Source organism: Oerskovia sp. Root918, from assembly GCF_001428945.1.
GTDB classification, from domain to species: Bacteria; Actinomycetota; Actinomycetes; order Actinomycetales; family Cellulomonadaceae; genus Oerskovia; species Oerskovia enterophila.
Window position 1 is genome coordinate 158,165 of the sequence record NZ_LMJG01000011.1, and the last position, 13,640, is coordinate 171,804.

Sequence of the window (13,640 nt, forward strand, 5' to 3'; positions counted from 1 at the left end):
TCGACGGATGACCGAGCCCCACGCCGACGGCACGCAGGTGCCGCCCGTGCCCCCCGAGATCCTCACCCTCCGCCAGAGCATCGACAACATCGACGCTGCGCTGGTCCACCTCCTCGCCGAGCGCTTCAAGTTCACCCGCCGCGTGGGCGAGCTCAAGGCCCAGGGTGGACTCCCGCCCGCGGACCCCGCAAGGGACCAGCAGCAGATCGACCGCCTGACCGGCATCGCCGAGGCCTCGGGACTCGACCCGGCGTTCGCCGAGCAGTTCCGCGAGTTCATCGTGAGCGAGGTCATCCGCCACCACCGCAGCATCGCCGAGGCGCACCACGGCGAGGCGCCCGTGCTCGACACGTACTCCTGAGGCTCCGTGAAGGTTCCTGAGGCGTCCTGAGGCACGAGTCGGACGGGGTGCGCCTGTCGGCTGCGCGCCACCGGGGGCGTGGCCGCAGCCCCTGCCCGGGCGCGACCGCAGCCCCTGCCCGGTCCCGGGCGACGAAGCCGCGCCCCCGGTGGCGGTCGCCGTGCCCGTGCACCAGGCTGGTGAGGACATCGGGGCGGTCGGCCTCCGACCGTCCCTCCGACGATGGATGTCTAGAGGTGCCTGCATGAAGATCGACTGGCTCAAGCCCCTGCTCGGCCACCCCGGCCCCTTCGCGACCGTCTACCTCGACGCGACGCGTTCCAACGAGGCGGGTGATCGCGAGGTCGAGAACCGGTGGAAGGGCGTGCGCCGGGCCCTCGCGAACGCGGGAGCGCCGGCAAGCATCATCGACGAGCTCGAGGAGTCCGTCACCCTGCCCACGAGGATGCCCGGACCGCACGGCCGCGTCCTCATCGCCGACGAGGAGGGGGTCCTCGTCGACCGCGTGCTGAAGGACCCGCCCGCCGTGACCAAGGGGCTCTGGGGCCCCGTCCCCGCGCTGCTGCAGGCCGCTCGGGCGGCCGACGAGTCCGTGGACTACGTCCGCGTCGTGGTCGACCGCCAGGGGGCGGACATCACCTGGTCGGTCGCCGGGGGGCACCTGCCCTACGGCGACGCCGAGTCCGTCGAGGGCGGGCACGACGTCATCAACAAGGTCCGTACCGGTGGTCTCTCGCACAAGCGCATCGAGACACGCGCCGAGGACTCGTGGGACCGCAACGCCGAGGCCGTCGCGACCGAGCTCGACCGGCAGGTCCTCGAGCACCGCCCCGAGCTGATCCTCATCACGGGCGACGTCCGGGCGGTCCCGCTCGTGCGCGCCGCCCTCAACAAGGCCACCGACGAGCTCGTGGTCGAGGTCGCGGGCGGTGGTCGCGGGCCCGGCATCAACGAGGCGGCGTTCGAGGCCAAGGTCGCGGACGCGCTCGCGAGCTTCCGCGAGCGGCGCCGTGAGTCCGTGCTCGCGGAGTTCCGCCAGGAGCAGGGTCGCGAGGCCGCCGCGGTGACCTCGCTCGAGGACGTGGTCGCCGTCCTGTCGCGCGGACAGGTCAAGGAACTCATCCTGGCCGACGAGTACGGCCAGGACACCGAGCTCGACGGGCGCACGCTGTGGATCGGGCCGAGCCCGCTGCACATCGGCTCCGCGCGCTCGGACATCACGGACCTGGGCGTGAGCGAGGGGATCGAGGAGCTGCCCGCGACGGTGGCTCTGGTCCGCGCGGCGATCGGCCAGGACGCTGGGCTCACGTTCTCACCCGACGGCAGCGTCGACCTCATCGAGGGCGTCGGGGCCACGCTGCGGTGGAACGACGACGGGACGCCCAACGAGGTCGCCGCGACCATGTCGGGCGACGACAAGAGGCTCCGGGGAGAGATCGTGTGACCTCGGTCTGACGGACGACGCAGGGCCCCGACCGCACGTGCGGTCGGGGCCCTGCGTCATGCTGCTCGGCGGCGTCAGCCGCGGTTGCGCACCTCGGGCTCACCGAGCTCCGAGTGCACGACGACGATCCCGCCCTGGACGGCCGGGTCGCCCTGGCCCTCGCTCGCCTCGACGACGTCGAACGACCCGGTCACGCGGCCGGCGCCGCGGATGTCGACCTCGGCCGCCCGGACGCCCTCGATCGCGGCGGCCGGGACGGCGAGCTCGGCCGCGAGGATCGGGGTGCGCATGGACACCTTGGCCTCGGACTTGACCTTGCGCAGCGCGGCCAGGGCGTGACCGGCCCCCGTCAGGACCACGGGGTCGGCGTCGCCCGCACCTGCACGAAGACCTGCGGACGTGGGCCACGGTGCGCGGTGCACCGAGCCCGTGCGCCACCACGACCACACCTCTTCGGTGGCGAACGGCAGGTACGGCGCGAACAGACGCAGCAGGGTGTCGAGAGCCAGGGCGAGCGCGACGCGAGCAGACTGCGTCTCGGGCGTGACGTCGTCGGGCCCGGCTCCGGCGCCGTAGGCGCGGTCCTTGACGAGCTCGAGGTAGTCGTCGCAGAACGTCCAGAAGAACGTCTCCGAGAGCTCCAGGGCGCGCGTGTGGTCGTAGCTCTCGAGTGCCTCGGTCGCGCGGTCCACGACGTCGGCCAGGCCCGCGAGCATCGCCCGGTCGATCGGCTCGGTCACGAGGGCCGGGTCGAGCGTGATCTCGCTGCCGCCGAACGACAGCGCGAACTTGGACGCGTTGAGGACCTTGATCGCGAGGCGGCGGCCGATCTTCATCTGGCCGACCTCGAACGCCGCGTCGGTGCCGAGGCGGGCCGAGGCGGCCCAGTAGCGGACCGCGTCCGAGCCGTGCTCCTCGAGCAGGCCCATGGGCGTCACCACGTTGCCCTTGGACTTGGACATCTTCTTGCGGTCGGGGTCCAGGATCCAGCCCGAGATCGCGGCGTTGGTCCACGGGAGCGAGCCGTGCTCGAGGTGCGAGCGGACCACCGTGGAGAAGAGCCACGTGCGGATGATGTCCTGGCCCTGGGGGCGCAGGTCCATGGGGAAGACGCGCTCGAACAGATCCGGGTCCGACTCCCAGCCGCCCGCGATCTGCGGGGTCAGCGACGAGGTGGCCCAGGTGTCCATGACGTCCGGCTCGCCCACGAACCCACCGGGCACGCCTCGCTGCTCGGCCGTGTAGCCGGCCGGGACGTCCGAGGACGGGTCGATCGGCAGGAGCGCCTCGTCGGGGACGATCGGGTGCTCGTAGTCGGTCTCGCCCGACTCCAGGACCGGGTACCACAGCGGGATGGCGACGCCGAAGAAGCGCTGACGCGAGACGAGCCAGTCGCCGTTGAGGCCACCCACCCAGTTCTCGTAGCGCACCTGCATGAACTCGGGGTGGAACTTGAGCTCACGCCCGCGCTCGAGCAGCTCCTCGCGCAGCGGCACGTCGCGCCCGCCGTTGCGGATGTACCACTGGCGCGAGGTGACGATCTCGAGGGGCTTGTCGCCCTTCTCGAAGAAGTTCGCCTTGCGCTGGGTCGCGACGGGCTCGCCGTCCAGGTCGCCGGTCTCGCGCAGCGCGTCGACCACGGCCGTGCGGGCCGAGAAGGTCGTCTTGCCCGCGATCTCCTCAAACAGGGCGACCGCGCGCTCGGACGTCAGCCACGCCGGCGTCTCGCGCGTGATGCGTCCGTCGCGGTTGATGATCGAGCGCGTGGGGAGCTGCAGCTCACGCCACCACTGGACGTCGGTCAGGTCGCCGAACGTGCAGCACATCGCGATGCCCGCGCCCTTGTCCATCTGCGCGGCGGGGTGCGCCAGGACGGGCACCTCGACGTCGAACAGGGGGGACGTGACCGTGGTGCCGAACAGGCCCTGGTAGCGCTCGTCGTCGGGGTGCGCGATGAGCGCGACGCAGGCCGCGAGCAGCTCGGGGCGCGTGGTCTCGATGTAGACCTTCTCGCCGCCGGCGGCGTGGAACGCGACCTTGTGGAAGTGGCCCGGGTAGTCGCGCGCCTCGAGCTCGGCCTGCGCGACGGCCGTCTGGAACGTGACGTCCCACAGGCCCGGGGCCTCGGACTGGTACGCCTCGCCGCGCGAGAGGTTCCGCAGGAACGCCTTCTGCGCGACGATGCGTGCCGGCACGCCGATGGTCTGGTAGTGGTGCGACCAGTCGACCGACAGGCCCAGGCGGCGCCACAGCTCCTCGAACTGGACCTCGTCCTCGGCCGTCAGGCGCTCGCACAGCTCGACGAAGTTGCGCCGCGAGACGGGCTGCTGATCGGCGGCTTTGACGCTCTTGCCCTCGGCTCCCTGGAGCGGGGGCTCGTAGCCCTCGACGTAGGGCAACGTCGGGTCGCAGCGCACGCCGTAGTAGTTCTGCACACGGCGCTCGGTCGGCAGGCCGTTGTCGTCCCAGCCCATGGGGTAGAAGACCTCGCGGCCGCGCATGCGCTGGAAGCGCGCGACGACGTCGGTGTGCGTGTAGGAGAACACGTGCCCGACGTGCAGCGAGCCCGAGACCGTGGGCGGCGGGGTGTCGATCGAGTAGACCTGCTCGCGGGTCTTGGAGCGGTCGAACGAGTAGGTGCCCTGGTCCTTCCAGGCGGCGTCGAACTTGGCCTCGAGGCCGTCGAGGCTCACCTTGTCCGGTACCTCTCCGACCACGGCACGGATGACCTCGGTGCCCTCGACGGGGGCGGGTGCGGTGGTGGGAGGGGTGGCGGGTGCGGGCGTGGTGCCCTCGGCGGGTGAGCTCATGGTCGACATTCTCCCAGATCCGGCGGCATGGGCCGACGGCATCTCGGCGCCCGGTACGCCCCGCCGCGCCCCGGGCCCGTGCCCTGCGTGCGGCTGTCAGCCGCGGGCGGCCAGTGCCGCCACGAGGATCGCGACGGTCGCCGCGACCGGATACAGCAGCAGGGTCCGCACCACCCAGCGGTCGTCGCCCCGGCGCGGAGACGGCAGGGGGCCTGGAGGCTCGTGCGTCGCCTCGGTGGCCCTCCGTCCGTTCCCGTCGTGCAGGGCGCTCGAGAGCGTCGCGACCAGTCGCAGGAGCCACTCCCACGTCGCCGGGTCGAGGGTGACCAGGGGGCTTCGGCTGTACACGTAGAAGCGGTCCTCGATGATCTCGGCCGAGACGGGCGCTCCGAGCAGGGGCATGACGACCTCGACGGACAGGATCTGCCGGGCCACGTCCTGCGCGGCCCGGGGGCCGAGGACGCGGACGTGCTCGTCGAGCCCGCTCCCGAGCGTGAGGTCGAGCGAGCGCAGCGGGCGACGCGGGGCCGCGGTCCCGCGCGCGTCTCGGGTGCGGCGTCGCTCGAGGACGATGTGCGGGTGGGCGCGGTCCAACGGGAACGCCAGGTAGTCCCACGAGTGGCTCCCGCCGCGCGTGCTGTTCTCCTGGGACGTGTAGCTGCCGATCTCCACCGGACGCGGGCCCCGCGTGCGCAGGACGTCACGGACGACGCCGTCGACCCCGATCCGGAAGATCGACCCGGGCCGGTCCAGGTCCGTGGTCTCGGGCGTGAAGTCGAGCCCGTTCGCCGCGGCGAAGCGGCTCAGCCGGTAGGACCGCTCGCGCCGTTGCGCGGTGCCTCGGCGCACGCCCACGACGAGGAGTACGCAGACGCCCACGGCCGCGGGCACGGTGAGCCACGGGACGAGGGCGAACGAGGGGGCCACGTCCAGGGCGCCGTACACCCACTGCGTGATCAGGGTGAGGACGAGGCCGATCGTGACGGCCACGAGCGAGAGCGCGAAGGCGCCCAGCACCACTCCGAGGAGGGTCCCGACCACCACGACCGCGGCCGAGCGGCGAGCGGGTCCGTGGGAGCGGTCCGCGAGGACCGCGGAGCGGTCCACGGGCTCCACGAGTGCGCGCACGTCGAGGGGCCGCTGTCCTGCGGAGGGCGTGATCACCCGGCGACGATAGCCGAGGTGACCTCTGACGGGTGCGGGAAGGGCCGAAGGTCCCTGGTTCGCAAGGTCATCTACTCGTAACCTTCCAGCAAAGACATGGGCGCGTGTGGGTGTGCCCCGTCTCTCCGCCGCCTTCGTGCGAGGCCTGACCCTGGAGTAGCAATGACACTGATCGACAGCGTGGCCGTGCGCGGCACCGGCGCCCTTCCCGCCGGCATCCCCGCAGGCATGGTCCTTCCCCCCGCTGTCCAGGCCGCCCTGGATGCGTGCGCGAACATCATCGTCCCCTCCTCCCGCGAGGAGCTCTACCAGCTCTCGCTCGGGCCCCAGGGCGGGCCGCGGTTCACGGTCGAGTACGACGTGTTCGGCACGCTCGTCCCCGAGGCCGAGGTCGTGCGGTGCAAGAACGGCATCGCGGTGAACTACCCCGAGGACTACATGCGCCGTCGTGACCCGGACTGCATGCGCATCGCCGACGACCTGCCGACCGACAAGCCCCGCTACCGCGACGTGTTCGACGCCGAGTTCGACGCCGTCAAGGCCGAGACGCTCGACTGGCTCGCCGGTCAGGACCTCGTCGTCGTGCCCTTCAAGGCAGGTGGCCTCACGCACGGCTACCCGTCGCTCGCGATCTGCCCGGTCAACTCGGCCTTCTTCGCACTGACCCTGGTCGACCTGCAGGGCTGGGTCACGTTCGACGAGCTGGGCCCGTTCGAGCCGCGCTCGATACTCTACGTCGCCCCGCCGTTCCGGCACACCCACTTCGAGGGCCGCCAGGTCGTGGTCCACGACCGCTCCGAGACGCTGCACGAGGTCTTCGCGTACAACCTGTACCCGGGCCCGAGCGCCAAGAAGGGCGTGTTCTCCGTCCTGCTCGACGTCGGCGAGCAGGAGGGATGGGTCACCGCGCACGCGTCCTCGGTCCGGGTCACGACCCCCTACGAGAACGAGACCGTGATCATGCACGAGGGCGCCTCGGGCGGCGGCAAGTCCGAGATGTGCCAGGAGATCCGCCGCCAGGAGGACGGGCGCATCCTGCTGGGCACCAACGTCGTGACCGACGAGCCCTACGTCATCAACCTCGGCGAGACGAGCGCCCTGGACCCCGTGACGGACGACATGACCCTGTGCCACGTCGACCTGCAGACGGGCGACGGGCGCCTGGTGGTCGCCGACGCCGAGGACGGGTGGTTCGTACGCGTCGACAACCTCACGGGCTACGGCCAGGACGCCCACCTCGAGCGGGCCTGCATCCACCCCGACCAGCCGCTCGTCTTCTTCAACATCGACGGCGTACCGGACGCCACCGTGCTGCCCTGGGAGCACACGCTCGACTCGACGGGCAAGCGCTGCCCCAACCCCCGCGTGGTCGTGCCCCGCCACCTCCTGACCGACGTCACGGGCGCCGAGGAGGTCGACGTGCGGACCTTCGGTGCCCGGATGCCGGCCTGCACCCGCGACAACCCGACCTACGGGATCATGGGCATGATGCACATCGTGCCGCCGTCGCTCGCATGGATCTGGCGGCTCATCGCCCCGCGCGGGGACAAGAACCCCTCGATCGGTGAGTCCAAGACCGCGACCGACAAGCTGGCCCACGGCGGCATGGTCGCCGAGGGCGTCGGCTCGTACTGGCCCTTCTCGACGGGCACCAAGGTCGCGGCCGCGAACCTGCTGCTGCGCCAGCTCGTCGACATGGACCGGACCCGCTACGTGCTCACGCCCAACCAGCACATCGGCGCGTACAAGGTCGACTTCGCGGCCGAGTGGCTCACGCGCGAGTACCTCGCCCGGCGCGGCGGCGGCAAGATCCGCACCGAGGAGCTGACGCCCTCGCGCTGCCCCCTGTTCGGCTACACGCTCCAGGAGATGAAGATCGACGGGCAGCTCGTCCGCCCGACGTTCCTCCGACCCGAGATGCAGTCCCAGGTGGGGGTCGAGGCCTACGACGAGGGGGCCAGGATCATCACGGACTTCTTCAAGAGCGAGCTGCAGCAGTTCCTCACCGACGACCTGGACCCCCTGGGGCGCCAGATCATCGAGGTGTGCCTGCGCGACGGCTCGGTCGAGGAGTACGCCGCGCTCACGCCGCTGTTCACGTGAGCAGCACCGGCTGAGACGAGGACGGCCGCCCGGTCCGCACGACCGGGTGGCCGTCCTGCGGCAGGTACCAGGTACCCCTGCGGCAAGTACCCGGTACCGACGCGAGAGGGCCGGGCGCCCGTACTAAGGTCGGTCCATGGACTTGACGATCGGCTACGCCGCGATGCTCGAGCAGTTCCACCCGACCGAGGTGATCGCCCTCGCCGAGTATGCGGAGAGCAAGGGCTTCTCCGGCGTCATGGCCGCTGACCACTTCCAGCCCTGGGTCCCCGCGCAGGGGCACTCGGCGTTCGTGTGGAACGTCCTGTCGGCCCTCGGCGAGCGCACGCGCGGAGACCTGGGTCCCGGCGTCACGGCGCCCACGTTCCGCTGGCACCCCGCGATGGTCGCGCAGGCCTCGGCGACCCTCGCCGCGATGTACCCGGGACGCCACTGGCTGGGCCTGGGCTCGGGCGAGGCGCTCAACGAGCACGTCACCGCGCAGTACTGGCCGGAGGCCCCCGAGCGCATCAACCGCATGTTCGAGGCCATCGACATCATCAAGAAGCTCTTCGCCGCATCGCTCGCGGGCAAGGACACCAAGCACTCGGGGCAGTTCTACAAGCACGAGTCCACGCGGCTGTGGACCATGCCCGAGGTCGCCCCGGAGATCCTCGTCGCGACCGCGGGGCCCGTCACGGCCAAGCGCGCGGGAAAGCACGCCGACGGGCTCATCACGGTGGGCGCACCGCTCGAGAAGATCTCGATGCTCTTCGGCAAGTTCGACGACGGCGTCCGCGAGTCCGGCCGTGACCCGCAGACCATGCCCAAGGTCCTCCAGCTCCACATGTCGTGGGCCGAGACCGACGAGGAGGCGCTCGCGAACGCCATGACCGAGTGGCCCAACGGCGGCATGAAGTTCCCCAAGGCAGACATCCGCTCCCCGTTCGACTTCGAGCAGATGGCCAAGCTCGTGCGTCCCGAGGACTTCGAGGGACGCCTCGTCATCTCGTCCGACCCGGACGTGCACCGCGCCTACATCCAGAAGTTCGTCGACCTCGGCTTCGACCGCATCTACCTGCACAACGTGGGCCGCAACCAGCGCGAGTGGATCGACACCTTCTCGCGCGACGTCCTGCCGAAGCTCGTCCGGTGACGGGCCCGTCCGTCCCGCTGCCCGACGGCGGAGCCCGCCCCGAGCGGGGGGCGTCGCCCGGGGCGGGGCACGCCGAGGGCGACGAGACCCGCTTCACGGTCGCGGCGCCGTCGGGCATCGGGGAGATCTCGCCCGGTGACGACCTGGCGCGCATCGTGGGCGACGCGCTCGACCGCGAGGGCGGGCTGCGCGACGGCGACGTCGTGGTCGTGACGAGCAAGGTCGTGTCCAAGGCCGAGGGGCGCGTGGTCGCTGCCGCCGACCGCGAGCAGGCCATCACGGAGGAGACCGTGCGCGTCGTGGCCACCCGGCCGTCGCCCGGGGGCGTGCTGCGGATCGTCGAGAACCGGCTCGGCCTCGTCATGGCCGCGGCGGGCGTCGACGCGTCCAACACGCCCGAGGGCACCGTGCTGCTGCTGCCCGTCGACCCGGACGCCTCGGCCCGCGCGCTGCGGGCGGCGCTCGCGGAACGGTTCGGGGCGCGGGTCGGGGTCATCGTGTCCGACACGGCCGGGCGCGCGTGGCGCGAGGGGCTCACGGACCTGGCGATCGGCGTCGCCGGGGTGGTCGCGCTCGACGACCTGCGGGGCGGCGTCGATTCCCACGGGCGCGAGCTGTCCGTGACCGTGACGGCCGTCGCGGACCAGGTCGCCGCGGCCTCCGAGCTCGTCCGCGGCAAGGCTGCGGGCCGACCCGTGGCCGTCGTGCGCGGGCTCGGGCGGTTCGTGACCGACGAGGACGGGCCGGGGGCGCGCGTGCTCGTGCGGGACTCGGAGACCGACATGTTCCGTGAGGGTTCTGCCGAGGCGTACGCGCGGGGCGTGACCGCGGGGCGTGCCGACGCGGCCGGGGCCGCCGCGATCGAGCCCGGCGATGCCGAGCGGGCCGCTCGTGAGGCCGGGTACGCCGACGGATACCGCGAAGGGTTCGCCGAGGGGTTCCGCGAGGGGACGGGCACTCCGCAGCAGGGGTGAGCGCGTCGTCGGTGGCCCGGGTGGCCCGGGTGGCCCGGGTGGCCCGGGTGGTCGGGGTGGCCCGGGTGCCGAGCACGAGGTTGCGGTCGTTCTGAGGGGTGTGGCGACCGCAAGGTCGTGGTCGACTGGACGGAAGGTCGTGCTCGATGACTGCTGCGGGTGGGCCGGTGGCGCGGCGGGAGCCGGGAGCGGGCCTGAGCCGGCTCGTACGGGACCTCGCGTTCTCCGGCGACCTGGCCGATGAGCACGCCCGCTGGGCGCTCTACGACCAGGCGTTCGGGCAGGGCCTGCACGACCTGGTGGCTGCTGCCGTCGCCGAGGAGGACGACCGGGTCATGGCGAGCGGGGTCGTCGTCGCCGCTCTCGAGCGTGTCCCGTCGGCAGACAGGGCACGCTGGGTGGCCCTCACGAGCGACTGGGCGGTGGCCGACTTCGTGGCCCGGCGGGCCGCGGAGCTGGAGATCCTCGAGTCGGTGTCGGGCGCCGTCCCCGCGCCGGGCGACTGGCTCCGACCGGAGGCCGAAGGGCTGGGCCTCGACGGCTGGTCCGACTGGCTCCAGCTGCGCGCGGCGAGCTCCGCGACGCGTGCCGACGTCCTGGGCGTCCTCGCCGCGAGCGGTCGGACCCGACGGATCCGGCACGTCGCGGCGACGACCCGCGGCCGCGCGGGCGGTGCTGGCTGAGCGTGTTTCGACCTTCTGGTCCGACGGTCCGCGATCGCTCAGGGGACCGGGTGCCGAGAACGAGGTTGTGGTCGTTCTGAGGGGTCTGGCGACCGCAAGGTCGTGGTCGGCTGAACGGAAGGTCGTGCTTGGCAGGGGGCACCGGCTCCGGACGTCCAGCAGAGAATCTGCTGGGCGGATCGGCCGGACGCTCGCTATCGTTCCTGGATGCTGCCTGCCTCCTGGATTTCGCACCGCCGCCCTGACGACCGTGAGCACATCGGGTGGATCCGTCCGGACGGCGACGCCTGGGTCGCCGTCTCGTTGCTGGGGCACGACCTCACCGGTCCGGTCGACTGGCTCGACGCCGAGGAGGCCCTCGACAGCACCGGACTGTCCTGGCTCGCCGACGTCTGGATGCTCGACGGCGACGGGCCGGAACCGGTCCGCGTCCGGCTCGTCGAGGTCACGCCCGAGCGCGTCGTGGTCCAGACCGACGACTTCGGAGCGATCGACGCTCCCGTGGTCCGGCACGAGCTGCCGTGGCCGGCGCCGGCACGGCTGCGGCCGCGACGCGCGAGCGACCCCGACGGGAGGATCGTGTTCGGGTCGGCGTGAGCGGCCCGGTTCAGTCCATCGTGGTGACGCCCTCGTAGAGGCCCAACCGGTTCCCGTCGAGGTCCTCGAAGACCGCCCACCAGCTCGTCGGGCTGATCTGCGACCTGCCCATGAGCACCTTGCCGCCGAGGGCCTCGACCTGGGCCAGCGACTCCTCGATCGAGTCGACCTCGACGTAGCTCCGCGGGCTCGTGAACCCTTCCTCGCGCGGAGCGAGGCCGCCGCCGCTGATCTGGTTGGGGGCCCGCCACATGGGGTAGCCCTCGAAACCGGGGGCCTCGGCGATGTCCCAGCCGAACAGCCCGCTGTAGAACGTTCGGGCGCGGTCGGTGTCGCCGACGGGGATGTCGATGTGCGTGATGTCACCGTGAGCCATGAGGTCCTCCCAGGGAACGGGCACGGGGCCGTGCCCTCTTCTCACGCTACGCGCGGGGTGGCGTGAAGGCTCTCGCAGGGACACCGGGAAGTCGACGTCCCAGGTGCCTGCGGCCCTGCCGCTCAGACCGCCTCGAAGTCGGCAGTGACCGCTGCCGTGACCACGATGTCGTCGGGCCGCATCTCGAACGCCTGCGCGCCCCCGGCGGGCGGCGGAGCGCCGCGCATGCCCGTCCCGATCCCGCCGCCGCCCCCGGAGACGTGGGGCCGCAGCCCGTCCTCGAACAGGGCGAGGAGCCGGACGTCGCCGTACCCGAGAGCGTCGGCGTAGGCGCGGGCGCGCTCGACCGAGTCCCGCGCGGCGTCGGCGCGCACGTCGCGCTGCAGGCCGTCGCGTCGGGCGTCCGTGAGCGCCCAGGTGATGCCGTTGACCGCCACACCCTCGATCGCGGCGACCTCTGCCGCCCACGCGGCGAGGGCTGCGAAGTCCTGGAACTTCACCTGCACGTCGGCGCCCGCGCGGAACCGCCGCACCTTGACCTGGTCGACGTTCGGGCTCGGCTTGACCCACTCGTCGAAAGCCCACGCGAGGACGGCCTGGGAGCCCCACCAGGTCGCGGCACCGCCGGCGACATGAGCCTTCGCACGGTCGACGACGTCCGCGTGCACGCGGGCCGCGTGCGCGAGGACGGAGGCCCGGTTCTCACCGCGGAACTGCACGGTCAGGCGGATGGTCCCGCGCTCGGCGGGCTGGTGCCGGGTCGCGTGACCCTGGACGGAGAAGACAGGCATGCGAGCGAACATACACCGCGTCGCAGGCGTCCCCGGGTGGCGTGCCGGAACGTCAGCCCTTGGCCGCGCGCTCCGCCTTCGCGGCGGCCTTGGCCGCCTTCTTGGTCTCGCGCACCTGGTCGAGCGAGTGCTGGTCGACGACGTCGGCGATCGAGCGCCGCGACCCGTCCTCGCCGTAGGCTCCCGCCGCCTCGCGCCACCCCTCGGGCTGGACGCCGTACTGCTTGCCGAGGAGCGCGAGGAAGATCTTCGCCTTCTGCTCCCCGAAGCCGGGCAGCGCCTTGAGCCGCTTGAGGACGAGCGGGCCGTCCGGGGCTCCACCGTCGGGCCCGGGGTCGGTCCACAGGCGGGTGACGTCGCCGTCGTACTGCTCGTCGACGACCTGGGCCACGGCCTGCACGCGACCTGCCATGGACCCCGGGTAACGGTGGATCGCCGGGGGAGTGGCGGCCATCGCGGCGAACGCCTCGGGCTCGGCGGAGGCGATGCGGTGCACGTCGAACGCGCCCATGCGCTGGGAGATCTTGAGCGGCCCGGCGAACGCGGACTCCATGGTGACCTGCTGGTCGAGGAGCATCCCGATGAGCAGGGCGAACGGGTCGGTGGACAGCAGCGCGTCGGCTTCCGGGTCTCCGGTGAACCACAGGTCGTGTGCCATGTCCCCATCATGGCAGCCGGGTCGCGCGGACGCCGTCGCGCCGGGCTGCCGCTCAGCGGGGCGGTCCCACCCGTCCGTCGAGGAGCTCGTCCACGCGCAGCCCCCGCAGAGCGATCCGGACGATGCCCGGCACGAGCCGGAGACCGGCGTCGCCGTGCAACCGTCGCAGGTCGTCGACGACGTAGCCGCGCCCACCTCGTGTCAGCCCGAACAGCCCGGCCGCCTCGACGTTCCTGAGCCAGTCGACGTCTGATCCATAGGTCAGCGCGATGATCACGCGGACCTCGCGCGGGGACGTGGCCGACGGGGGTTCGCGGAACGCCAGGACGGGGGTCGTGAACGGCCGTCCGCTGCGCCGCCCGCGATGGTGCACCGTCGCGAACGGCGGCACGCGCGACGACACGCGGAGCACGAGCGGGTTGACGTACCGCTTGTTGGTCCGGGTGACCAGGTGCGGGATGGGCATGTCAGCCATGGTGCGCGCGCGGGCGAGGTGCGGCCACCGCACGGCGCAACAGCGAGCGCTCGTCGAGCACGAGGTTGC

The 13,640-nt window shown here is 72.2% G+C and carries 13 protein-coding genes; 7 read left to right on the plus strand and 6 right to left on the minus strand.

Going from position 1 to position 13,640, the window contains the following annotated elements; all coding sequences use genetic code 11:
- Nucleotides 1–7 precede the first annotated feature (7 nt).
- The gene (locus ASE27_RS08325; RefSeq protein WP_056648598.1) at nucleotides 8–361 is read left to right on the plus strand and encodes a chorismate mutase; all 354 of its coding nucleotides are present in this window, start codon (nucleotides 8–10) and stop codon (nucleotides 359–361) included.
- A gap of 244 nt (nucleotides 362–605) precedes the next feature.
- A complete protein-coding gene (locus tag ASE27_RS08330; RefSeq protein ID WP_056648600.1) occupies nucleotides 606–1,805 on the plus strand; it encodes a Vms1/Ankzf1 family peptidyl-tRNA hydrolase in 1,200 nt (399 codons plus the stop codon).
- Between the two features lie 74 nt (nucleotides 1,806–1,879).
- On the opposite strand, the gene valS is transcribed toward ASE27_RS08330, so the two are convergent.
- Both valS and ASE27_RS08340 read right to left on the minus strand, forming a co-directional pair.
- Nucleotides 1,880–4,615, minus strand: a complete 2,736-nt coding sequence (gene valS, locus ASE27_RS08335) for a valine--tRNA ligase (RefSeq protein WP_082608745.1) — start codon at nucleotides 4,613–4,615, stop codon at nucleotides 1,880–1,882.
- Nucleotides 4,616–4,711: 96 nt separating this feature from the next.
- Nucleotides 4,712–5,779, minus strand: a complete 1,068-nt coding sequence (locus ASE27_RS08340) for a hypothetical protein (RefSeq protein ID WP_056648605.1) — start codon at nucleotides 5,777–5,779, stop codon at nucleotides 4,712–4,714.
- Nucleotides 5,780–6,007: 228 nt separating this feature from the next.
- Here ASE27_RS08340 and ASE27_RS08345 point away from each other — a divergent pair, with 228 nt between their 5' ends.
- From ASE27_RS08345 to ASE27_RS08365, 5 genes are all read left to right on the plus strand, one after another.
- The gene (locus tag ASE27_RS08345) at nucleotides 6,008–7,882 is read left to right on the plus strand and encodes a DUF4914 family protein (protein ID WP_056648992.1); all 1,875 of its coding nucleotides are present in this window, start codon (nucleotides 6,008–6,010) and stop codon (nucleotides 7,880–7,882) included.
- Between the two features lie 136 nt (nucleotides 7,883–8,018).
- Nucleotides 8,019–9,017: a TIGR03557 family F420-dependent LLM class oxidoreductase gene (locus ASE27_RS08350; RefSeq protein ID WP_056648607.1), complete on the plus strand. Its 999-nt coding sequence runs from the start codon at nucleotides 8,019–8,021 to the stop codon at nucleotides 9,015–9,017.
- Between the two features lie 116 nt (nucleotides 9,018–9,133).
- Nucleotides 9,134–9,991, plus strand: coding sequence for a coenzyme F420-0:L-glutamate ligase (gene cofE / locus ASE27_RS08355; protein ID WP_235534277.1), 858 nt, complete (start codon nucleotides 9,134–9,136; stop codon nucleotides 9,989–9,991).
- A 146-nt stretch (nucleotides 9,992–10,137) separates the two neighbouring features.
- The gene (locus ASE27_RS08360; protein WP_157257464.1) at nucleotides 10,138–10,674 is read left to right on the plus strand and encodes a hypothetical protein; all 537 of its coding nucleotides are present in this window, start codon (nucleotides 10,138–10,140) and stop codon (nucleotides 10,672–10,674) included.
- A 207-nt stretch (nucleotides 10,675–10,881) separates the two neighbouring features.
- Complete coding sequence (locus ASE27_RS08365) at nucleotides 10,882–11,271, plus strand: hypothetical protein (RefSeq protein WP_056648610.1); 390 nt, start codon at nucleotides 10,882–10,884, stop codon at nucleotides 11,269–11,271.
- Nucleotides 11,272–11,281: 10 nt separating this feature from the next.
- Here ASE27_RS08365 and ASE27_RS08370 read toward each other — a convergent pair whose 3' ends face one another.
- The 4 genes from ASE27_RS08370 to ASE27_RS08385 all read right to left on the minus strand — a co-directional run bounded on the left by ASE27_RS08370 (nucleotide 11,282) and on the right by ASE27_RS08385 (nucleotide 13,562).
- Nucleotides 11,282–11,647 (minus strand): VOC family protein, encoded by a 366-nt coding sequence (locus tag ASE27_RS08370; RefSeq protein WP_056648612.1) that lies wholly within the window; start codon nucleotides 11,645–11,647, stop codon nucleotides 11,282–11,284.
- 122 nt (nucleotides 11,648–11,769) lie between these two features.
- Nucleotides 11,770–12,438: an SIMPL domain-containing protein gene (locus ASE27_RS08375; protein WP_162259122.1), complete on the minus strand. Its 669-nt coding sequence runs from the start codon at nucleotides 12,436–12,438 to the stop codon at nucleotides 11,770–11,772.
- A 52-nt stretch (nucleotides 12,439–12,490) separates the two neighbouring features.
- Entirely contained in the window at nucleotides 12,491–13,096 is a 606-nt protein-coding gene (locus ASE27_RS08380; RefSeq protein ID WP_056648617.1) for an HhH-GPD-type base excision DNA repair protein, read from the minus strand.
- A gap of 52 nt (nucleotides 13,097–13,148) precedes the next feature.
- Nucleotides 13,149–13,562, minus strand: a complete 414-nt coding sequence (locus tag ASE27_RS08385) for a nitroreductase family deazaflavin-dependent oxidoreductase (RefSeq protein WP_157257466.1) — start codon at nucleotides 13,560–13,562, stop codon at nucleotides 13,149–13,151.
- Between the last annotated feature and the right edge of the window lie 78 nt (nucleotides 13,563–13,640).